Source organism: Archangium violaceum (assembly GCF_016859125.1).
Taxonomy (GTDB): Bacteria; Myxococcota; Myxococcia; order Myxococcales; family Myxococcaceae; genus Archangium; species Archangium violaceum_A.
On sequence record NZ_CP069338.1, the window covers coordinates 280,532 to 301,634 of the forward strand.

Below are 21,103 nucleotides of genomic sequence, written 5' to 3' on the forward strand. Positions count from 1 at the left end.
GCGAGGCGTTCCCGACCATGGCCACCAGGAAGAGCGAGGACAACGAGCGGCTCATCGACCGAGACCTGACCGCGCTGGCGCGGGAAGGAAGGATTGCGGCCGCGCACGGCGTGGACGGACCCGTGATGGAGGTGCTCGGCCTCCTGTCGCGTGGGGGCAAGCACCCGCTGCTCTCCGGAGACCCGGGCGTGGGCAAGTCCGCCCTGGTGCAGGAGGTGGCGCGCCGCATCGTCGAGGGCCGCGTGGACGCGGAGCTGGCCAACGCGCGGATGGTGGAGGTGTCCGTCGCCAACATCCTGGCGCGCAGCACCCAGCGTCAGGCGGCGGAGACGTTCGAGGAGCTGCTGGCCTGGCTCAGCAGGCACCCCTGCCCCATCGTCTACATCCGCGACCTGCCGGCGGTGATTGGCGGGCCCCTGGCTCCCGTGGCCTTCCGGGCCCTGCGCACCGGGGGCATCCGCTTCATCTTCGAGACCGAGCCCAAGCGCGTGCAGGAGTTGCTGCGCGCGGACGAGGCCTTCGCCGAGCGGCTCCACCTCATCCCCCTCCAGGAGCCCCCCGCCGAGCGGGCCCGGTGGATATTGGGCCGCGTGGCCGAGGAGCTGGAGCGCGAGCTGCGCCTGCCCATCGACCCGGCGGCGTGCGACCTGACGCTGCGGCTGGCCTCGAAGTTCCTGCTGGCCCAGAGGCTGCCACGCAAGGCGATTGAATTGCTCAAGGAGACGGCCGCGGAGGCCGCCGGTGGGGCCAAGGACCGCGTGGGTCCCGAGGACGTCCTCACCCGCTTCTGCACCGCCACCCGGCTGCCGCGCTTCGTCGTGGACGACGCCATGCCGCTGGACCTGGAGGAGACGGAGCGCTTCTTCGGCGAGCGGTTGCTCGGGCAGACGGACGCGGTACAGGCCGTGCTGCGCTCCGTGGCGCTGCTCAAGGCGGGGTTGAACGACCCGCGCCGCCCGTTGGGCGTGTTCCTCTTCGCCGGCCCCACCGGCGTGGGCAAGACGCAGCTCGCGAAGCTGCTCGCAGAGTACCTCTTCGGCTCACAGGACAGGCTCGTCCGCCTCAACATGGCGGACTTCCCCAACGACGGTGACGAGAGCGTCCCCTTCGGGGCTTCGTGGGCTCCCGCGCTCGAGACGAAGCGCGGCGAGCTGACGGCGCTGCTCGAGGGGAAGGTGTTCACCGTGCTGCTTCTCGACGAGTTCGAGAAGGCCGCGCGCAGCGTGCACGACCGCTTCCTCCAACTGTTCGACGAGGGCACCTTCGTGAACGGAGCGGGAGAGACCATCTCCTGCAACAACACCGTCATCGTGGCCACGTCCAACGTGGGCGCCGAGGTGTACCGCGAGCCGGCCATCGGCTTCATGGGCTCGCGCCGGGCCGAGGAGCTCATCACCGAGGTGGACCGGCGCATCGCCGAGGCCTTCCGCCCCGAGTTCCTCAACCGCTTCGACGCCATCTGCCACTTCCAGCCGCTGACGAAGGTGGAGATCCGGAAGATCGCCCAGCGCGAGGTGGGCCGGGTACTGGAGCGCGAGGGTATTCGCGCGCGCGGGCTGGACGTGGAGGTGACTCCGGCGGTGGTGGATCTGCTGGTGGACCGGGGCTACTCGCCGCAGTTCGGCGCGCGCTACCTGCAGCGGGAGATTGAAAAGACGCTCACCGCGGCGCTGGCGGTGGAGATCGCCCGCCGTCCGCTCCCACCGGGTGCACCGGTGCGGGTGGAGACGCGCCCGGGAGGCAAGGTGGTGGCGGTGGCGGAGCTCGCACCGCGCCCGCGCCAGGAGACTGCACAGCTCGCGCTGCCCACGGAGAAGTCGGTGTCCGCGGTGAAGCGGCGGCTGGACAAGAAGTCGCTGCTCAACGAGATGGACCGGCTGGTGGGCCGTGCTCGAGCGCTGGCGGTGTCGGCCAACCGGCCGAGACTGGAGGAGCGGCGCACGGAGCTGTTGGCGGCGACGCAGGCCCCGAACCTGTGGGACGACCCGGATCGGGCGGCCTCGACACTGAGGGCCTTCCGCTCGGTGGAGGCGCAGCTCAACGAGCTGGACCGGATGGAGGAGCGGACCACCTTCGCGCGGCGGCTGGTGCGCGAGGCGAAGGGAGAGGCGCAGCTCGCGTCGGCGGCGAAGCAGGTGGAGGAAGTGGCCCGCGAGGTCCAGATGGCCGAGGCACTGGGCGCGGCGGGGGCGACGGACCACGGCGACGAGGCGCTGGTGGACATCTGCGCGAGCGAGACGGGCGAGGGGCAGGACGCGTGGGTGCAGGAGCTGGCGACCATGTACCTGGGCTGGGCGGAGCGTCGCGGCTACGAGGCCATGGCGGTGGCGGAGGCGGAGGAGCCCTTCCGGGTGGTGGTGCGCATCGCGGGACCGGGGGCCTACGGCTACCTGTCGGGAGAGGCGGGCCTGCACCGGCGGATCGAAGACGAGAAGCGCCAGCGCGCCTACGTGCGCGTGCACCGGGGTGGGCCGGTGGAGGATGAGGAGAGCCTGGACGTGGAGGGCCGCGAGGTGAGGCGGCACGAGGGCACCTACCTCGCGCGGGTGAAGACGGAAGTGACGGTGCGGGACGAGAGCACGGGCCGGATGATGACGCTGGCGGGCGCGGGCGATCTGGGCGAGATGAAGGACATCGCCTCGCGGGTGGTGAAGGGCCAGGGGAGCAGCAACACAGCGGACGAGGCCCGGCGCTACCACATGGGCCGAGGCGCGCGGGTGGAGGATCCGCGCACCGGAGCCGGCACTCCTCGCGTGAAGGACGTGCTGCGCGGCGAGCTGGACGTCTTCATCGCCGCGTGGATTTCACGTCCACCCGCCACGGGCCCCACGAGCGCCGCGAGCTGAGCCGTCGCTCAATCCCCTCTCCCTTTGGGAGAGGGTCAGGGTGAGGGTATTCCCTTCCCGTGTTCCTGAATGGGAACCAAGGGTGGCACGCGGGTGACGACGACCCTCACCCCCCGCCCTCTCCCAGAGGGAGAGGGAGCATGCAGTAGGATGAGGGGGATGAGACGTACGCATTGGAAGTTGATGGGAATGCTGGTGGCCCTGGCCGCACTCAGTGGCTGTCGCACTGTCCCCGTCCAGGTCTCCCCCCAGGCCCCGGAGTTGCGCTTCGGTGGCCGCGTGGACCGGGAAGACCCACAGGGGCCTCGTCTCTCCTGGGGTGGCACGTCCCTGACCGTGCGCTTCACCGGCACGTCCCTCGGCCTGCGCCTGCTCGACCTGCCCAAGGTCGAGGAGCACGCACCCAATCGCTTTCGCTTCAGCGTGGATGGCTCGCCCTTCCGCGACCTCTACGTGGGCGAGGGGCGCATGCTCTACCGCATCGCCGAAGGTCTCCCCAAGGGCGAGCACGTGCTGCGCCTGGAGAAGGAGACCGAGCCCGTCGTCGGAGAGACCCAGGTCCTCGGGCTCGAGCTGGACCCAGGGGCCCGAGTGCTGCCCGCGCCTCCGGGGCCCAGGCGCCGCATCGAGTTCGTCGGAGACTCGGGACTCACCGGCTTCGGCATCGAGGGCAAGAACGAGTTCTGCAGCTTCAACGCGGAGACCCAGCGCAACTCCCGCACCTGGGCCTCACTCACCGCGCAGGCGCTCGGCGCCGAGGCCTCCATCGTCGCCTTCTCCGGTAAGGGCGTGGCCGTCAATTACGCCAACGACCCCACTCCCCTCCTGCCCCAGCTCTACGAGCGCACCCTCCCCCATCGCGAGGACAGCCGCTGGGACTTCACGTCATGGGTGCCCGACGCGGTGGTCATCCAGCTCGGCTCCAATGACTTCTGGAAGGAGCACCCCGGCGAGGAGCGCTTCCGCGACGCCTACCGCTCCCTCGTGGAGGGCATCCGCGGCCACTACCCCGGTGCCCACATCGTCTGCGTCCTGGGCTCCAGCCTCAGCGACAGCCATCCCAAGGACGTCAAGGCGCGCACCCACGCCCGAGCCATGATCTCCGGCGTGGTGGAGACCCTGCGCCAGGCCGGCGATGCCCGCGTGCACTTCGTCGAGGTCCCTCCCAGACTCGAGGACGAGGGCTTCGGCTGCACCTGGCACCCCAGCCGCAAGACGCACCAGCGCGTGGCCGAGCAGATGACGCTCTATCTCCGCGGGTTGCTCGGCTGGAAATAGCGCCAGCGTCTCACGGATTCGGCTGCGTGGGCGGCACCGCCGGAGAAGCGCCCGGTGACAGCACGGCCTCGCACGTGCTGCCGGGCAGCCACTGCCGCTTACAGGCCTCGCGCATCAGCGGCTCACGGAACTGCCAGAGCACGACGAAGAGGAGGAGGAGCGTGATGCCCACCCGGAGACCCGGCGAGCGCTCCTCTTCCTCGTCATCCTCGCGCACCTTCACGAGGGCCGAGCGCAACATGTCCGTCCGGTCCACGGTGGCGTTCTTCGGCAGCCTCGGCCTCCGGGTGATGAGGGCCGCCAGGTCGCTCGTGAGCATCAGCCTGTCATTGAGCGCCCAGCCCGAGCCCTCCAGCAGCAGCGCCAGGTTGCGCTTGCGCAGCTTGAGCCACCCCAGCAGGCCCGATGGCAGCATCACCAGGGCGGCGACAATGATGGACGCCGAGAGGACATCGAAGAGCGTCAGCGACTTCACCTGCGTCACGATGAACGCGAGTGACGAGCCCACCGCCGCGAACGCGATGCCCGTGGCCGCGATGAAGCCACCCGGCCCCGCCGCCGGGGAAGCCGCGGGAGCCGCCGGAGCCGGTGTGGCTGGAGCCGTCGCCGCCGTGGCCGCGACCGTGGAGCCGTGCGCGTAGCCCTTCTCCAGCGACGCATCGAGCGTCTTCTCCCCGGCCGCCGCCATCCCCTCGATCTTCTTGGAGATGAACTGGCCGATCCGCTCGAACGGCATCGTCATCGCCTCCCACAGCGACACGGGCTGGCGGACGACCTGCGTCACCACGGCGTCGAACTCGCGGCCCTCCACGTCGTAGAACACGCCGCGCTTGCCCACCGCGAGGCCACCACTCCGGCCACGCGTGGCGGGCACGGCCACCTCGTAGCTCTCACCGCCATCCTTCGACGCCACCTGCACGTAGAGGGTGCAGGTCGTCCCCTGGCTCGTCAGCGCGGAGTGCGCCGCCCGGTTCGTCACCAGCACCGACAGCCTGTACCGGCGGCCCCCCAGGATGAGCGTCCCCTTCTCCATCAGCGCGCGCCGCTTCGTCTGGTACAGGTCCGGCATGCTGATGAAGTTGTTGGCGAACGTCAGCAGCCAGCGCTGGTAGAGGATCAACCGCTCCAGCTCGACCACCGCGTCCAGCTTGTCCTTCAACGCCAGGTCCGCCCGGCACGCCGCCTCCAGGCCGTCGAGCGCGGACTCGGGGATGTCCGCCAGTCCCTCCACCCACCCATGCAGGGGGCTCGCATCCAGCCTCGCCTGCCACGCCAGGATGGCATCGGCCCTCGTGCACATCTCCCGCCAGGTGGCGTCCCCGAGCGTCGCCATGTCCGCGGTGATGGGCACGGCCACGTCCTTCCGGAAGGCATCGAGCTTCTCGAACGCCTGGCCCCGGTACAGCCGGGACCAACGCAGCGCGCCTCCAGGCTCGGGAGGCGCGACGGGCAGCTCCGACACCACCCGCGCCAGCGCCTGGGTGTCTCCGAGCGCCCCCTGCACCCTTCCCGCTTCCAGCTTGAGGCTCGTGACCGCCTCGGGCTGGGCCGCCACGAGCCGGCACTGCAGGAAGTACGTGTCCAGCAGCGCGCGGATCTCCTGGATGCGCCGCGCGCGCTCCACGCTCTGCGCCCCCCACACGAGCACCGACTCCTTCCCGGCCAGGTGCGTCAACAGCGCGCTCCGCTCCTCGCGGAAGCGCTGGAGCATCGGCAGGTCCACGCCCGCCTGCCCCGCCCGGTTCTTCACCTCGGGGAAGCTGGCCATGAGCCTCTCGGCCAGGGGACGCAGCGGCTCGGGCAGGAAGGCCGGGGCGACGATGCCGTCCCCGTTCTGCCCCGCCTCGCGCAGCGCCTTCTCGCTGGCGCGCACCTGCTCCAGCGAAAGGCGTGTCCGATCCTCGGCCTTCAGCGTCCCCAGCAGGATGCCCGCCACGTCCCGGAGCTTCGCGCCTTCCTCGGAGAGCGCGTCCAGCACGAGCACGTCGCTCGCCGCGTCCGCGCCCTGGTGGGACTTCAGCAGCTTCGCCGTGTGCTCGACGGCGGCGCGCAGCTCGGCGACCCGGATGCGTCCGTTGTGGTCGGCATCGAGGAGCTCGAGGAAGCGGCGATCACAGTTGAGCCCTTCGAGCGGGCAGGCGGTGGCGAGCCACTGGGTTTCTGGAATCCGGATGGCCTCCACGAGCACATCGAAGGAGGGGATGGAGACCTGGAGGGAGCCGCCATAGCGGCGATAGATGAGAGGGCGCGACATGTCACGCAAGAGAGCACAGCTCCCCGCCCAGCTGACAGTCCATCCGCTCGCCTGCCCGCTTCAGGCCTCGACCTGCTTGCATCCAGCGTCCTCGCGGGGCATGTCACAGGGTGTGAGCCAGCCAGAGCAGCAGCAGATGGGGTCGATCGCGATGGGCCAGGGTCAGCAGAAGCCCATCTTCCGCGCCTACACGGAGCAGCAGCGCGTCCGTTTCAACCCTCGCATCCTCCTCTACCCCGCGGCCCTGCTGCTCCTCATCGGGCTCGGCATCTGGACGGTGTCCCTCGAGCAGGAGGCCACGCCCATCCGCGTGGAGACGACGTGGGGCCTGCGGACGGTGCGCAAGGGGATGTCGCCCCAGGACGTCTCGGGCATCCTCGGCCAGCCCACCAGCAAGGAGCGCCGCGGCAACCAGGAGTGCTTCCAGTACGGCCGCCCCAGCATCAAGGTGGAGTCCTTCGTCCTGCACGTCGTCTGCTACGAGGAGGGCAAGCTGCGCGAGGTCAGCGAGAAGCGCTACAACTCGTGGGTCGTGACGCAGGACGGAGCCATCTCCCCGGCGCCGCTCGAGCCCGAGGAGCTCGCCCCCCCGGCCACCGCGCCCGGCGCGCCTGGCGCTCCCAGCACCCCGAGCGTCGCGGGCCAGACCACGCCGTAGGCCCACGCGACCTGCTCCTCTTCGATTCAACCCGTGGCCCACGGTGTGGACAGTGGGTTCAACCCGGGTTCACCCGATACCCTCACCCCGTCCCTCTCCCGAGGGGAGAGGGGAAATGGCCGCGGACAAGTCAGCGCGCACCGCGTGCCGGGGGAGCCTCACGGTGAAGGTGGTGCCCTCCTCCGCACTGGAGCGCACCGAGATGGTGCCCCCGTGGCCGCGGACGATGCTCTCGATGATGTAGAGGCCCAGTCCCAGGCCCGAGGCCGGGTGCGGGCTCGCCCGGGTGAGCCGCCGGAAGGGCTCGAAGATGGTGGCGAGCTGCTCGGCCGGAATGGGTGTCCCCCCGTTGTTCACCTCCAGGACGACGCTCTCTCCCTCGTCGCGCAGCGTGAAGCGCACGGGCGTCTCCTCGGGGCTGTAGTCGAGCGCGTTCTTCCCCAGGTTGCCCACCACCTGGGCGAGCCGATCCGGATCCCACGCCCCCTGGAAGTCGCCCTCCGCCTCCAGGTGCAGCTCGCGCCCGGGGTGGCCGGCCTCCAGCTCCTCCATCACGTGCCGGACGAGGTGGCGGAGGTTCATCGGCTGGGGTGACACGGGAATGCCTCCCCCCAGCCGCCCACGCGTGAAGTCCAGCAGCTCGCCGATCATCCGCGCCATGCGCTCGGTGCTGGTGACGACGCGGCGCACGGCCTTGAGGTGGCGCGCGGGCAGATCCTCGGAGCACATCAGCGTGGTGGCGGACAGGAGGATGGCGTTGAGCGGGTTGCGCAGGTCATGCGAGACGATGCCCAGGAAGCGCTCGCGGAACTCCGCCGCCCGGCGCAGCTCCGCCTCGGTGCGCTGGCGCTCGGTGATGTCCACCACCACCATGCCCACCCAGTGCACCTCGTCCCGCCTGTCCCGCACCGGGTAGATGCTCACCAGGAAGTGGTGGGGCCGGCCCGCGTCCACCTTCGAGGAGAGGGTCAGCTCCACGTCCCGCAGGGGCTTGCCCGTCTGGAAGACCTGGCGCAGCAGGGGCTCCAGGGCGTTGGTTTCCTCGTCGGGGAGCACCTCGCGCACGGTGCGCCCCAGCGCCCGCTCCATGGGCACGCCGTGGATGTCCGCGAGCATGCGGTTGAGGCGCACGTAGCGCAGCGCCTGGTCCACGAAGGACAGGCCGATGGGCGCGGTGGACAGCAGCGCGTCCAGCAGCGCGAGCGTCTCGGACTGCCGCTCGGCCTCGGCGTTGAAGAGGCGCAGCAGCTCGTCGCGCGTCCGCGTCTCCTCCCGCGCCTCGCGCTCGCGGGTGGCGAGCCGGGTCTGCACCAGCAGGGCCGTGGCCCGCCCCACCATCGCCCGGAAGAGGAGCTTGTCCTCGTTGGAGAACTCGAAGGCGGTGGTGCTGCCCATGAGGGCCACGCCGAGCAGCTCCTCCCCGGCGATGAGCGGCACCCCGTAGAGGGCTCGCGTCCCCCGCTCCTGGAGCAGCTGGACCGAGCGCACCTCCAGTGGCCGCCGCTCGGCGGCGATCTTCCCGGCGAGGTCCCCGCCCAGCACCAGGCCCACCGAGGCCCTCGTCCGGAGCGCGTCGCCCTCGCGCAACAACAGAGTGACGGAGTCCACCGCCTCGGTCGTCTCCAGCGCCACGCGCAGCAGCCGCTCCAGGAAGGAGTCCAGGTCCTCCGTGCCGAGCGCCGCCTCGGAGATGCGATCCAACGCCACCAGCAGGCGCTCCCGGGCCCGCGTATAGCGGGAGACGGCGATGGACACGGCCTCGTCGAATAGCGTGTCGAAGCGCTCCACCTCCCGCAGCAGCAGCTCCACGTCACCCGCGCCGTGCCCTCCCAGGTACCGCCCGTAGAGCCGCAGGACACTGGCGCGCAGCAGGGCGAACTCGTTCGTCACCTGCTCCAGGTCCGCCCCCACGTCCAGCCGCTGCAGCGCGTGGATCTCCGGCAACTCCTCCAGCGAGCCCCGCTCGCCGGTGTGGACGTCCTCCACCAGGCTCGCCACCCGATCCAACAGGAGCGGCAGGTGGTTGAGCAGCTGGGGGGAATCGAGCTGCCGGGCAGAGGGAATCCGCCGCACCGCGCGCTCCCAGTCCTCCAGGATCACGGTGCGCTGCGCCCGGATGAAGTCACAGAGGCGGAGCCGCCCCTCGGCTTCGGTCACTGGCTCATGCGTGGCCATATCCCAAGGATGTGAACGCAAACCCTGTACCGGAGGCGGAGACGCGCACGGGCTCCGTTGCCCCTGCGCCCGCCGGGTAGACGGCCCGGCAGGCGTCACTCCCCTGGCGAGAGCTTCCGGGGGAGACGACGCTCCACCTCGAGCAGCAGCACCCGCCGGCTCGAATGGTCCACGTCGTAGAGGACGACGGCGTCATCGACCACCACCGACAGCTTGGGGGGAGCCTGCTCGTCCGTCTTCACCTTGTTGGGCCTGGCGCTGGGCCCGGCGCGGTGCCCCTGCTGCGTGAGGGAGACTGCGACGGCATCCAGCTCCTCGCGGATACGGCGGTAGGTCTCCAGCGTCAGATGGGCGAGCTGGGTCCACGCGGGAGGGCTGATGTCGACGGTGTAGACGGAACGGTGCATGAAACGTCGCGGTTGGGGTCTTCTCGTATTTTGAGCACAAAACAGGCCAACGTACATCTTCGAGAGATCAACCACTTACGAGCAGCGTTCACTGACGAACGGAAGCTCTTACAGGGGGTGGACGGAAGATGTTTCAGAGGTTCTCGGCGAACGGGCTGAGCCGCACTGGCGGTGAGAAACGGAGGCTTCCGGTGCCACGTCCCCCCACCGGCGCCGGGTTTCCGTCATTGATTCGCGCGCGGGATTGCGGCACCAAGCGCCATCCCCCTCGCCACGAGGTACCGCCATTCCCAGCACGAACCTGACCTTCCCGTCCGCCGAGGCCCACCGGAACTGGCTGGAGGGCCAGTCCGCCCTTCCGCGCGGCTTCCGCGTCGGACGCACGAGCCTCGAGTTCATGCCCGTCGAGGTGGCGAAGCCCGCGAAGATGAACCTGACACTCATCGTGCTCGACGAGCCGACGCCGTCGTTCGCGGCGCTGTTCACCCGGAACGCCTTCCCGGGAGCGCCGGTGCTCATCGGGCGCGAGCGGCTGAAGGAGCCCACGCTGGGCGCGGTGGTGGTGAACAACAAGGTGAGCAACGTGTGCGCGCCAGGAGGCGTCGAGGCCTCCGAGCGGCTGTGCGCGGCGGTGGCGGGGAAGCTGGGGCTGAGCGCCTCGCACGTGCTGCCCTGCTCGACGGGCGTCATCGGCTGGCGCCTGCCGGTGGACGCGATGGTGGAGGCGGTGCCCCAGGCGGTCTCCGCGCTCGACACGGGCTCGGTGATGCCCGCCGCCGAGGGCATCATGACGACGGACCTGTACCCCAAGGTGCGCCGGGCCACGGTGGGGAGCGGGAGCATCGTGGGGATCGCCAAGGGGGCGGGGATGATCGAGCCCAACCTGGCGACCATGCTCGTCTTCCTGATGACGGACGTGGACGTGCCGCGCGAGGCCCTGCGCACCACGCTGCACGCGGTGACGCAGAGGACCTTCGGCTGCATCAGCGTGGACAGCGACACGAGTACGTCGGACTCGGTGGCGCTGCTGTCGTCGAGGAAGGTGCCCTGCCCGAGCCTCCCGGAGTTCGAGGCCGCGCTGGAGCGGGTGTGCGCGGACCTGGCCGAGGACATCGTGCGCAACGGCGAGGGCGTGCACCACGTCATGCGCGTGCGGGTTAGGGGGGCGCCGAGCGAGGAGGTGGCGCGGGGCATCGGCAAGTCGGTGGTGAACTCGCCGCTGTTCCAGTGCGCGGTGAACGGGAACGATCCGAACGTGGGCCGGCTGGTGGCGGCCATCGGCAAGTACGTGGGAGCGCACCACCCCGAGGTGGACCTCTCGCGCTGCACCCTGCGCCTGGGAAGCCGGGTCATCCTCGAGCACGGAGCCTTCCGGCTCGACAACGAGGCCGAGAAGGCGCTGGTGGCCCACATGAAGGGCGCCGAGCTCTACGCGAGCGTGCCGCCGGCGGACGGGCTCACCTTCCGCCCGCCGGTGTCGTTCCCTCCGCACGAGCGCGCGGTGGAGATCGAAGTGGACCTCGGCACCGGCCCGGCGGCCAGCACGGTGCTCGGCGCGGACCGGAGCCACGAGTACATCAGCGAGAACGCGGACTACCGCAGCTGAACGCGCTCACGTCATCATCGGTATCGGTGCGTCCGGCTCACCGGTGGGGCGCGCCTCGAGCGGGAAACGCGGCAGGCGTACCTCGAAGGTGGCGCCCTCTCCCGGCTGGCTCCGGACCTCGATGGAGCCCCCGAGGTGCATCGCGATCCGCCGGACGATCCACAGCCCCAGGCCGAGCCCCCCATAGTGGCGCTCGGAGGCGGCACGCTCGAAGCGCTCGAAGATGCGCTGCTGGTCCTCCGGTGCGATGCCAATGCCCCGGTCGCGGATCCGGATGCAGTACCCGGCCTCGTCCCCTTCGAGCGTGACATCGATGGGTTTGCCCCGCCCGTACTTCGCCGCGTTGGCGAGCAGGTGGGTGAGGATCTGCTCCAACCGCATCGGGTCCACCCGGGCCATGCGCGCATCCCGGAGTTGGAGCCGCACCTCCGAGCCACTGTTCTGGAGCGCTGTCCGCTGCCTTTCCAACAGCTCGCGCACCAGGCGGGCCACGTCGACGGTCTCGAAGCGCAGCTCCATCCGCCCGGAGTTGAGCCGGGAGATGTCGAGCAGATCATCGACGAGCCGGGCCAGCCGCCGCACCTGGTGTTCGGCGAGCTCGAGCTTGCGCGTGACCCGCTCGGCGGCGAAGGCGGCGCTCCCCTTCGAGGCCAGCACGCGCAGCGTCTGCAGGTGGAGCTGGAGGGGGGTGATGGGAGTCTTCAGCTCGTGCGAGGCCACCGAGAGGAACTCGTCACGCAGGCGGATGGCCTCCTGAGCCTCCAGGTAGAGGCGGCTCCGCGCCTCCTCGGCCCGCCGCCGGCGGGTGATGTCCGCCATGGCTCCGATGAGCCGCACCGGCCGACCGTCCTCGCGCACCACATAGCCCTGGGACCTCACCCAGGCGTAGCTGCCATCCCCTCGCAGGAAGCGGAACTCGGCGCTCCAGCGCTCCTCTCCGTCCTCGAGCACATGCACCAGCCCCGCCAGCACCTCCTCCCGGTCCGCCGGGTGGATGCGCGCCTCCCACCAGCTCGGATGACTGGCGTCCTCTTCCTCGGCGTACCCCAACCGTCCCAGCGCCTGCTCGCCCCACTCCATCCGGTTCTGGAGGAGCTCCCATTCCCAGATGGACTCGCGCGTGGCGCGGCTCACCAGTCGGTAGCGCGCCTCGCTGCGCTCCAGCCGCGTCCGCGACAGGTGGCGCTCGGTGACGTCCCGGCTCACCACCGAGAACCCCCGGACCTCGCCGTCTCGTGACCACAGCGGGAACACCGTATCCTCGGAGAGGAACCGCGTGCCGTCCTTGCGGATGCACCAGCTCTCGAACTCGGCGCGGCCATCCTCCGCGGCTTGCGCCAGCATCTCGCGCACCATGCCGGGATGAGAGAGCTCGCCCTCATGGATGAAGGTCACCGAGCGGCCAATGATCTCCTCCGTCCGGTAGCCCTTGAGCCGCTCCGCGCCGCGGCTCCAGCTCGCCACCCGGCCCTCCGCGTCCAACATGATGATGCCTTGATCGTGGAGCCCATCCACCATCTGGCGCAGTTCCGCCTCGACGCGCCGCAGCTCCCGTTCGGCCCGCTTCAGGCCGGAGATATCGGTGGCCATCAGTCCGAGGACCGCCGGCCCACCGCTCGGGTCGTGAAGCGGGAAGCGCTCCACCAGGAAGAACAGGGCTCCCTCGGGCAGCTCGAGCTCCTCCTCGAGCTCCCGCGCCTCGCCCGAGGCCCGCACCTCGTCGTCATGGGCGCGCAACCTCCGAGCCATGTCCGAGGGGAAGAGCTCCTCGTCGGTGCGTCCGAGCACCTCGTCCACGGACCTGCGCAGGTAGGCGGCGAACCGGCGATTCACATAGGCATAGCGTCCGTCCGGCCCCTTCAGGCAGATGACCAGGGGTGAGCGCTCGAGGAGTGCCTCGAGCCGGGCCACCTCCTCCCGTCGCGTCCGCTCCTGGCGCTCGCGGGTGATGGCCGCTCCGAGGATGTGGGCGACGGCCTGGAGAAAGGAGATGGTATCCACGTCGAGGCGCCGCTCCGGGTACACCGCGAGAGCCAGCAGGGCCACGGTCTCCCCCAGGGCATCCGGCAGCCGGACCAGAATCCCTCGCGCGCCCGTCCCGAGCGGCGTGAGAGGGACCCGCGCCTCTTGGCCAAAGACCTCCGCGGTGAGGGAGCGCGTCGCGAGGAGCGTCCGCCACCCGCCGAGCTCCGACGGCTCCAGGATTCGACCGGGCTCCAGGGAGGCTCCGAAGCTGGCCACACACTGGAAACGGCCCCCGGCGAGGTGCTCCAGCAACACGCCCTGGGACAGCTCCAGGGATTCGAGGATCTGGGCGAGCGCCTCACGCACGAGGCTCGTCAGGGAGAGTCCCTGCAAGGCGAGCTGCCCCAGGCTCGCCAGCGCGCCATACCGCCCCATCTGGGCCTGCTGTGCCGCCTGCTCCAGGTGGGCAATTCCCACTGGAGTGTGGCCGTCCTCTGCTCCCACGGGCACCCTCCTCGAAATGGAAAGATGCACACCCTGCCCGGATGCCGTCCCAGGGACGCCTGCCCCCCGGTGGCAAGGTCCACCCCTGGTCAACACGGCGGGGCCACGAGCCCCTCCCCCCTTGAACGAGGTTAGGGTTCGGCGTTGCGACCCCACCTGGAGGGCCCCATGACTGCTTCGCCGTACGAGCTCATCATCGCCAATGGCCTCTTCTTCGACGGGCGGGGCAGCCCTCCGCGCGTGCGGCACCTGGGCATCCGCGATGGACGGATCTCCGCCGTCAGCGAGTCGCCGCTGCCGCACGGGCCCGGGGCGCGCGTCATCGACGCCACGGACCGCTGGGTGATGCCCGGCTTCATCGACCTGCACACCCACTATGACGCCGAGGTGGAGCTGGCGCCCTCGCTCTCCGAATCCGTGCGCCACGGTGTCACCTCGGTGATGGTGGGGAGCTGCTCGCTCAGCCTCGCGGTGGGCACCCCCGAGGATCTCGCCGATCAGTTCTGCCGGGTGGAGGCCATCCCCTATGACACCGTGCGCTCGCTGCTCGAGCGCAAGAAGGACTGGGAGACGCACGGCGAGTACCTCGCGCACCTGGATGGGATGCCGCTGGGCCCCAACGTGGGCTCCTTCGTGGGCCACTCGGCCATCCGCGCCCATGTGATGGGACTGGAGCGCAGCCTGGACCGCACGGTGAAGCCCTCCTCCGAGGAACTGGCCCGGATGGAGACCCTGCTGCGCGAGGGGCTCGACGAGGGCTACGCCGGCCTCTCCATCATGACGCTGAAGTGGGACAAGATTGGAGGCAGCCGCGCCATCCGCAGCCAACCCCTGCCCTCCACCTTCGCGAGCTGGTCCGAGTACCGCCGCTTCACGCGCATCCTCCGCGAGCGGGGCCGCGTCTTCCAGGGCGTGCCCAACATCACCACCAAGGTGAACGTCTTCCTCTTCCTCTGGGAGAGCGTGGGGCTGCTGCGCCAGCCGTTGAAGACGACGGTCATCTCCATGATGGACAGCCGCGCCAACCGGGGCATTCACTGGCAGGTCGGCCTGCTGTCCCGCTTCTTCAACCGGCTCTTGAAGGCGGACTTCCGCTGGCAGGCGCTGCCGGAGATCTTCGATCTGTGGTCGGACGGCATCGACCTGGTGGTCTTCGAGGAGTTCGGCGCGGGAGCGGCGGCGCTGCACCTGCAGGATGCGGCGGAGCGCAAGCGCCTGCTGGAGGACCCGAAGTACCGGGCCCGCTTCAAGCGGCAGTGGAAGAGCCGGCTGCTGCCCAAGGTGTTCCACCGGGACTTCAACCAGTCCCGGATATTGAAGGCGCCGGATCCATCGCTGGTGGGGCGCTCGTTCGCGGACATCGCCCGGGAGCGGGGGCAGGACGTGGTGGACACCTTCCTGGACCTGGTGGCGCGCCATGGCCCGGAGCTGCGCTGGTACACGGTGATGGCCAATGATCGGCCGCGCGAGCTGGAGTCCATCGTGAGCCACCCGGACGTGCTCATCGGCTTCTCGGATGCGGGGGCGCACCTGCGCAACATGGCGCACTACAACTTCCCGCTGCGGATGCTGCGGCTGGTGCGCGAGGCGGAGAAGCGCGGCGAGCCGGTGATGTCCATGGAGCGCGCGGTGCACCGGCTCACCGGGGAGCTCGCCGACTGGCTCGGGCTGGACGCCGGGACGCTCGCGCCGGGCCGCAGGGCCGATGTGGTGGTGATGGACCCGGAGCGGCTCGGCGCCGGGCTGGACGTGCCCCGGGAATCCACGATGGAGGGCTTCGACGGCTTCGCGCGGCTGGTGAACCAGAACGGTGGCGCGGTGGAGACGGTGCTCATCAACGGCCGGCTCGCGGTGCATGGCGGCGCGCTCCAACCGGAGCTGGGCCGGGAGCGCGGCTTCGGGCGGGTGCTGCGCGTGTGAAGTCAGAGCTTGCGCATGCGGACGCGGCGCACCTTGTGATCGGACCCCTTCACGAGGATGAGCCGCGCCCGGGAGCGCGTGGGCGCGATGTTCTGCGCCAGGTTCGGCCCGTTGATCTCCCCCCACACGGACTCGGCGCGGGCGATGGCCTGCTCCTCGGTGAGCTCGGCGAAGCGCCGGAAGAAGGAGCGCTCGTCACGGAACGCCGTCTGCCGCAGGCGCAGGAAGCGGTCCACGTACCAGCGGCGGATGTCCTGCTCGTGCGCGTCCACGTAGAGGGAGAAGTCGAAGAAGTCCGAGAGGAAGGTGTGCGGCAGCTTCCCGCCCTCCACCGGCCCCGTCTGCAGCACGTTGAGCCCCTCCAGGATGAGGATGTCCGGCCGGCGGATCGTCACCACCTGGTCGGGGACGATGTCGTAGACGAGGTGTGAGTAGACGGGCGCGGTCACCTCGGCGCGTCCGGCCTTGAGCTCGGCGAGGAAGCGCACCAGGGCGCGCCGGTCGTAGCTCTCCGGAAAGCCCTTGCGGTGCATGATGCCGCGCTCGGTGAGCACGCGGTTGGGGAAGAGGAACCCGTCCGTGGTGACCAGCTCCACGTGTGGGTGATCCGGCCACCGCGAGAGCAGCGCCTGGAGGATGCGCGCCGTGGTGCTCTTGCCCACCGCGACGCTGCCCGCGATGCCGATGATGAACGGCACCTTCTGGGTGATGCCGCCGAGGAACGCCTGCTGCGCCGCCCAGAGGCTCTGCGTCGCCGACACGTGCAGGTTGAGCAGACGGGAGAGCGGCAGGTAGACGTCCGCCACCTCCTCCAGGTCCAGGTGCTCCCCCAGCCCGCGCAACCCCTCGACCTCCTCCGCGGTGAGGGGGAGCGGGGTCGCGGCGCGCAGGGCCCTCCACGTCTCACGTTCGAAGTCGACGAACATGGACGCGGACTGGTGCTTGGGGACGGACATGGCGGCCATCCTACCCAAGCGTCCGGCGGCAAACGGAATCCTCGTGAACCGTCCGCCACTTCACGTCCGAAACATCCTCCGGGTGACGTTCAGGCGGAACACGGAGTGCGGGACCTTTTCAGGATTGCACAAACAGCGGCATTTTCTTTGAAAGCGCGCTTTTGGCCCATCGCACAGGGGGGGAAGTGAATGCAAACGACGATGATCCGGAAGAGCCACCATGTCCTTCGATGCCTGGGAGTCGGCCCGCACCTGGTGGCGCTGCTGCTGGCGAGCACGGCGTGTGAGCCGGTGGATGAAGCCGCCGAGCTCCAGGAGCCCGCAACGCAGTCCCAGGGGCTCGAATCCACCAATGGCGAGGCGCTCAACGGGCTGGCGTTCAATGGCCTCGCCTTCAACGGGCTGGCGTTCAACGGCCTCGCCTTCAACGGGCTGAACGACGCGCGCTTCTCGTCCTGGTTCGAGCAGGACCCCGCCCAGGCCGCGATGGTCATGAAGTACATCACCGCCTGTGCCGTACCCGCTGGAGAGACGCGCACCTACCAGGACGACAACGGCGGTGTCTACGTGTGGGAGGGGGCGCTGGGACTGGCGCCGGACTGGGCCAGCGGCATGCCCGCGACGGTGCTGGAGCAGCAGCTCATCTCCGCGTGTCTGGCCGCCCACGTCAACAAGTACGGGCGGAAGGTGGCCATCTCCGTACAGGGGAACGACGCGAACGGTCAGCCCATCCCCACTCCGCCAGAGGAGCTCCAGGAGTTCGGGCAGCGGGAGGGATGCTTCTTCGGCAACCTCTTCATCCACGAGGGCGTCTTCTCCGGCCACGATGCCCGGCCGCTGGCCTGGAACGAGAGCAGCGTGCGGATCTGCGCGCTCGGGCAGGGCAGCGGCAACGCGTGCGAGCCCATCACCCGGATTGGAAGCTGTGCCGCGAACTGCACGCCCGACCCCACGAACAAGTACTACACGCACTGCACATACAAAGGCACCACCTACGCCGCCATCACCACCCGCATCCATCCCCAGGACATCTATTGGTGCGGTGACGGCACCTGCCAGTTCACCGAGTCCTGCGGCCTCGGAATCAGCACCCGGCACTGCGCCCTGGACTGCGGCCTCTGCCTCTTCTGAGCCAGGCTCCCGGGCCCCGGCTGTGGCACAGTCCCGTGTGTGAACCGCTCCGCGCTCCTCCCGTGGCTGCTCCTGTGCTGTGCCCTGGCCTGCTCGCGCAAGCTGGAGTCCCACACGCTCGGGCTCCAGTACGAGCCCCCCTCGGGCATGGCCCTGCGCACCGAGGAGCCGGGTCCACCCGCCGTGGCACGCTTCGACGGAGGCCTCGAGGTGCGCTCGGTCGCCGGACAGGGCGTCCCCAAGGTCGATTCGCCCCCCGAGGACGTGCTGGGCGCCGCGGGAGTCCCCGTGCCCGGCAGGCGGCTGAACGCCACCCAGGGGACGCTCCCCGCCGGGCCGGTGGCGCGCTACGAGTTCCAGCAAGGCACGTCCCGGACCCTCGTGTACTTCCTTCCTCTCGAGGACCGGTTCGTGCTCGTCCTCTACACCGCGCCGGAGCGTGACTACGGGCCCGGCTCGGCCCGGGTGGAGCGCTCGCTCTCCACGTTGAAACCCACGCGCTGAGCCGGCGGGGGTGCCGGGCACTTCCCACCCGGGGATCCCACCTGGGAGGATGGCCCGGCCATGCCACTCCCGAGACTCCTGCTGCTGCTGTCCGCGCTCGCCACGCTGCCCGCCCGCGCCGAGGCCGGTTTCGTGCTGACCGAGCCCCCTTCCTGGGTGGAGCCCACCGCGGTGGATGGGGAGCGCGCACTTCGCGCGGAGGACGCCGTCTCGGGCCTCCACCTGCTGCTGTCCGAGGAGCAGGTCCGCGTCTCGCCGGAGGGGACGGAGCGCTTCTCGCGCCAGGTGCGGCGCGTGGTCAGCAGCCGGGGCGTGGAGACGGGCTCCGAGCTCCGGGTCACCTTCTCCAACACCCACCAGCGCCTGCGCCTGCACGGCATCTGGCGCACCCGCGAGGGCGTGCGCACCCAGCTGCTGCGCGCCGGGGACGTGAAGCTGCTCCAGCAGGAGCGCGCGCTGGACATGGGCATCTACAGCGACGAGCGCACCGCCCTCGTCTTCCTCCAGGACGTGCGCGTGGGCGACCTCATCGAGGAGTCCTACACGGTGGAGGACGTCCATCCGCTCTTCCGCGGCCATCACCTGGACGCGATCTCCCTGGTGGGCCCGGTGCCCACGGGACACCTCGTCCACCGGCTGCTCGCCCCGGCGGACCTGAAGCTGCACTTCAAGACCCATGGCGCGGCGGCGGCCGAGCCCACGGTGCGCGAGGTGGGCGGCCTGAGCGAGTACCGGTGGGAGCGCAGGGACGTGCGCGCCATCACCCAGGAGGACGGCGTCCCCGCCGACGTGGAGGTCTGGCCCCATGTCCAGGTGAGCAGCTTCCAGAGCTGGGCGGACGTGGCCGCCTGGGGCCTCGCGCTGCAGGAGGGGCTGCCCGGCTCCCCCGAGGTGACGGCACGGGCCAAGTCCTGGCGCTCCCTTCCCACCGAGGAGGCGCGCTTCCTCGCCGCCGTGCGCTTCGTCCAGGACGAGGTGCGCTACCTGGGCATCGAGCTCGGCCCCAACACCCACCAGCCCCATCCCCCGGGGCAGGTGCTCGCCCAGCGCTTCGGCGACTGCAAGGACAAGGCGCTCCTGCTGGCCACCCTGCTGCGCACGCTGGACATCCCCGCGGACGTCGTCCTGGTGCACTCCCGCCGGCGGGGCGGCGTGGCCTCCCTCCTGCCCTCCCCCTACGCCTTCAACCACGCCATCGTTCGCGCCCGGGTCGCCGGGCGCACCGAGTGGGTGGATGCCACCCTCACCCATCAGCGGGGCCGGCTCGGCGCGCGCCGCCCACTCCCCTATGGGAAGGCGCTCGTGCTCGCGCCCGGCACCACCGGCCTGGAGTCCATCCCCGAGCCCGCTCCCGGAGAGCCGGAGCTGGACGTGCGCTATGTGCTCTCCGTGGAAGACGATGGGACCGGGACGCTCGCCGTCACCACCCGCCTCTCGCGCTCGGAGGCGGACAAGGCGCGCTCGTGGCTCGCGAGCCTGTCCGAGGAGCAGCTCACCACCCGCGGCCTGGAGCGCTACCGCCCCCTCTTCCCCAAGCTCCAATCCGAGGGCGCTCCGCGCGTCCAGGACGACGAGGACGCCAACACGGTGACGCTGGAGGAGCGCTACAAGCTCGAGGATGTCTGGGCCAGTGGCGGACTGAGCGTCTCCGTCGCCCAGCTCGGCGGAGAGCTCGCCCTCCCGCGCCACACCGAGGGCCGTGCCTTCCCCCTGGCGGTGGCCCACCCCAGCCACCTGCGCGTGCGCTGGGAGGTGCGCTCGGGCTCCCTGTTGAGCGTGGCCCCGGAGCAGCACACGGTGGAGGGTCCGGCCTCGCGCCTGGAGATGTCCGTGCTCCCCGAGTTCAGCGGGTTCGTCTACCAGGTGGAGTACCGGAGCCTGGCGGACCGGGTGGCACCGGACGCGGTGGCCCGGCACGTCGAGGCGATGGGAGAGATGCGCTCGCACCTCGGCCTGTCCTTCTCCGCGCCGCCCGGCGCCATCTCCAGCGCGTCCGCGTCCAATCCCGCGGCGCTCTCGCGGACCACCAGCCTCGCCATCAGCGCCACGTTCCTGCTGCTGCTGGGTGTCTTCGGGCTGCGCCTCCCCCAGCGCCTGCGCCGGCTCGTGCGCGAGCGCAGGGCCCGGAGGAACGTCGCACCCCGCCCCGTGCGGCATCTGCGCGTGCGCGAGGAGGGCCCGGCGCCCTTCATCGTGGAGAGCCTGGATCAGGCCGAGCGGCATATCCGCGGGGAGCGCTGCTCCTGCGGCGGGAGCTTCGAGCCCGTACCGGACGCCCAGCAACTGCGGCACACGGGGAGCGATGGCCGGACCCTCACCGTCCTGCGCGTGCGGTGCTCCACCTGCCGCGCGCCCCAGTTCCTGTCCTTCGACGTGCGGCCCAACTGAGCGGGAGGGCCGGAAGCGCGTGCCTCAGAAGTCGAGGAACACGGTCTCCCCGTTCGAACAGCTCCGGGCCTTCACCTGGAGGGTCTTGACCACTCCCTGCTCGGGCAGGGTCTCCGGCACCAGGGGAGTGCCCTCCTGGCCCACCACGCCGCCGCCCTGCTCCGCGCACCGGCTCCGCGCGAGCCCGGGGGCCGGAGCGATCCACACCGTCACCTCCAGGTCCTCCGGCACACAGCCCAGCTCGTCCAGGGTGGTCAGGAACTTCACGGGTGCGGAAGGGGCCTCGCAGAAGTAGCCCAACCGGCTGCCCCGTGTGTAGGACGGAAGGCCCACCCGGGTCGTGTAGAGGATGCCCACTTCCGCCGGGAAGCCCGACTCCCACTCCGCCTGGAATCGCTGGGAGACGGTCACCTCCACCGGCACGGTGAAGGAAGGATCACAGGCGCAGAGACACGACACGGCCATCAGGGAGAGCAGCAGACGACGAGGGGGCTTCGTCATGGGTGTTCCT

14 protein-coding genes are annotated in these 21,103 nt (G+C 70.4%); 8 read left to right on the plus strand and 6 right to left on the minus strand.

Features of this window, described 5'->3' with window-relative positions; genetic code table 11:
* The first annotated feature begins 17 nt into the window (after nt 1-17).
* Nucleotides 18-2,846: an AAA family ATPase gene (locus tag JQX13_RS01185; RefSeq protein ID WP_203407234.1), complete on the plus strand. Its 2,829-nt coding sequence runs from the start codon at nt 18-20 to the stop codon at nt 2,844-2,846.
* Nucleotides 2,847-3,005: 159 nt separating this feature from the next.
* On the plus strand, nt 3,006-4,124 hold the full coding sequence (locus JQX13_RS01190) for an SGNH/GDSL hydrolase family protein (RefSeq protein ID WP_203407235.1): 1,119 nt from the start codon (nt 3,006-3,008) through the stop codon (nt 4,122-4,124).
* A 10-nt stretch (nt 4,125-4,134) separates the two neighbouring features.
* Here JQX13_RS01190 and JQX13_RS01195 read toward each other — a convergent pair whose 3' ends face one another.
* Nucleotides 4,135-6,378 (minus strand): kinesin, encoded by a 2,244-nt coding sequence (locus JQX13_RS01195; RefSeq protein WP_203411821.1) that lies wholly within the window; start codon nt 6,376-6,378, stop codon nt 4,135-4,137.
* A 112-nt stretch (nt 6,379-6,490) separates the two neighbouring features.
* On the opposite strand from JQX13_RS01195, the gene JQX13_RS01200 reads away from it, so the two are divergent.
* The gene (locus JQX13_RS01200; protein WP_203407236.1) at nt 6,491-7,036 is read left to right on the plus strand and encodes a hypothetical protein; all 546 of its coding nucleotides are present in this window, start codon (nt 6,491-6,493) and stop codon (nt 7,034-7,036) included.
* 69 nt (nt 7,037-7,105) lie between these two features.
* Here JQX13_RS01200 and JQX13_RS01205 read toward each other — a convergent pair whose 3' ends face one another.
* Together JQX13_RS01205 and JQX13_RS01210 are read right to left on the minus strand one after the other, a co-directional pair.
* Nucleotides 7,106-9,193, minus strand: a complete 2,088-nt coding sequence (locus tag JQX13_RS01205; protein WP_239014458.1) for a sensor histidine kinase — start codon at nt 9,191-9,193, stop codon at nt 7,106-7,108.
* Between the two features lie 113 nt (nt 9,194-9,306).
* Nucleotides 9,307-9,618 carry a type II toxin-antitoxin system RelE family toxin gene (locus tag JQX13_RS01210; protein WP_203407238.1) on the minus strand — a complete coding sequence of 104 codons (312 nt, stop codon included), beginning with the start codon at nt 9,616-9,618 and terminating at the stop codon, nt 9,307-9,309.
* Between the two features lie 244 nt (nt 9,619-9,862).
* Here JQX13_RS01210 and argJ point away from each other — a divergent pair, with 244 nt between their 5' ends.
* Complete coding sequence (argJ, locus tag JQX13_RS01215; RefSeq protein WP_239014459.1) at nt 9,863-11,224, plus strand: bifunctional glutamate N-acetyltransferase/amino-acid acetyltransferase ArgJ; 1,362 nt, start codon at nt 9,863-9,865, stop codon at nt 11,222-11,224.
* Between the two features lie 6 nt (nt 11,225-11,230).
* Here argJ and JQX13_RS01220 read toward each other — a convergent pair whose 3' ends face one another.
* Complete coding sequence (locus tag JQX13_RS01220; RefSeq protein ID WP_203407239.1) at nt 11,231-13,693, minus strand: PAS domain-containing sensor histidine kinase; 2,463 nt, start codon at nt 13,691-13,693, stop codon at nt 11,231-11,233.
* A gap of 168 nt (nt 13,694-13,861) precedes the next feature.
* Between JQX13_RS01220 and JQX13_RS01225 the strand changes: the two genes are divergently transcribed.
* Complete coding sequence (locus JQX13_RS01225) at nt 13,862-15,613, plus strand: N-acyl-D-amino-acid deacylase family protein (protein WP_203407240.1); 1,752 nt, start codon at nt 13,862-13,864, stop codon at nt 15,611-15,613.
* A 2-nt stretch (nt 15,614-15,615) separates the two neighbouring features.
* Here the strand turns inward: JQX13_RS01225 and coaA are convergent, their stop codons facing one another.
* A complete protein-coding gene (gene coaA / locus JQX13_RS01230) occupies nt 15,616-16,569 on the minus strand; it encodes a type I pantothenate kinase (RefSeq protein WP_203407241.1) in 954 nt (317 codons plus the stop codon).
* Between the two features lie 189 nt (nt 16,570-16,758).
* Between coaA and JQX13_RS01235 the strand changes: the two genes are divergently transcribed.
* The 3 genes from JQX13_RS01235 to JQX13_RS01245 are packed head-to-tail and all read left to right on the plus strand — an operon-like array spanning nt 16,759 to nt 20,592.
* Nucleotides 16,759-17,700: a hypothetical protein gene (locus JQX13_RS01235; RefSeq protein WP_239014460.1), complete on the plus strand. Its 942-nt coding sequence runs from the start codon at nt 16,759-16,761 to the stop codon at nt 17,698-17,700.
* A 39-nt stretch (nt 17,701-17,739) separates the two neighbouring features.
* Nucleotides 17,740-18,204, plus strand: coding sequence for a hypothetical protein (locus JQX13_RS01240; RefSeq protein WP_239014461.1), 465 nt, complete (start codon nt 17,740-17,742; stop codon nt 18,202-18,204).
* A 60-nt stretch (nt 18,205-18,264) separates the two neighbouring features.
* Nucleotides 18,265-20,592, plus strand: coding sequence for a DUF3857 domain-containing protein (locus tag JQX13_RS01245; protein ID WP_203407242.1), 2,328 nt, complete (start codon nt 18,265-18,267; stop codon nt 20,590-20,592).
* Between the two features lie 24 nt (nt 20,593-20,616).
* Here JQX13_RS01245 and JQX13_RS01250 read toward each other — a convergent pair whose 3' ends face one another.
* A complete protein-coding gene (locus tag JQX13_RS01250) occupies nt 20,617-21,093 on the minus strand; it encodes a hypothetical protein (RefSeq protein ID WP_203407243.1) in 477 nt (158 codons plus the stop codon).
* Nucleotides 21,094-21,103: the final 10 nt, after the last annotated feature.

What these genes read in the sequence shown, in the direction of transcription:
- JQX13_RS01250 (WP_203407243.1), bottom strand. Translation starts at nt 21,093, where the DNA reads ATGACGAAGCCCCCTCGTCGTCTGCTGCTCTCCCTGATGGCCGTGTCG.
- JQX13_RS01225 (WP_203407240.1), top strand. Translation starts at nt 13,862, where the DNA reads ATGACTGCTTCGCCGTACGAGCTCATCATCGCCAATGGCCTCTTCTTC.
- JQX13_RS01235 (WP_239014460.1), top strand. Translation starts at nt 16,759, where the DNA reads ATGCAAACGACGATGATCCGGAAGAGCCACCATGTCCTTCGATGCCTG.
- JQX13_RS01210 (WP_203407238.1), bottom strand. Translation starts at nt 9,618, where the DNA reads ATGCACCGTTCCGTCTACACCGTCGACATCAGCCCTCCCGCGTGGACC.
- JQX13_RS01245 (WP_203407242.1), top strand. Translation starts at nt 18,265, where the DNA reads ATGCCACTCCCGAGACTCCTGCTGCTGCTGTCCGCGCTCGCCACGCTG.
- coaA (WP_203407241.1), bottom strand. Translation starts at nt 16,569, where the DNA reads ATGTCCGTCCCCAAGCACCAGTCCGCGTCCATGTTCGTCGACTTCGAA.
- JQX13_RS01195 (WP_203411821.1), bottom strand. Translation starts at nt 6,378, where the DNA reads ATGTCGCGCCCTCTCATCTATCGCCGCTATGGCGGCTCCCTCCAGGTC.
- JQX13_RS01185 (WP_203407234.1), top strand. Translation starts at nt 18, where the DNA reads ATGGCCACCAGGAAGAGCGAGGACAACGAGCGGCTCATCGACCGAGAC.
- JQX13_RS01190 (WP_203407235.1), top strand. Translation starts at nt 3,006, where the DNA reads ATGAGACGTACGCATTGGAAGTTGATGGGAATGCTGGTGGCCCTGGCC.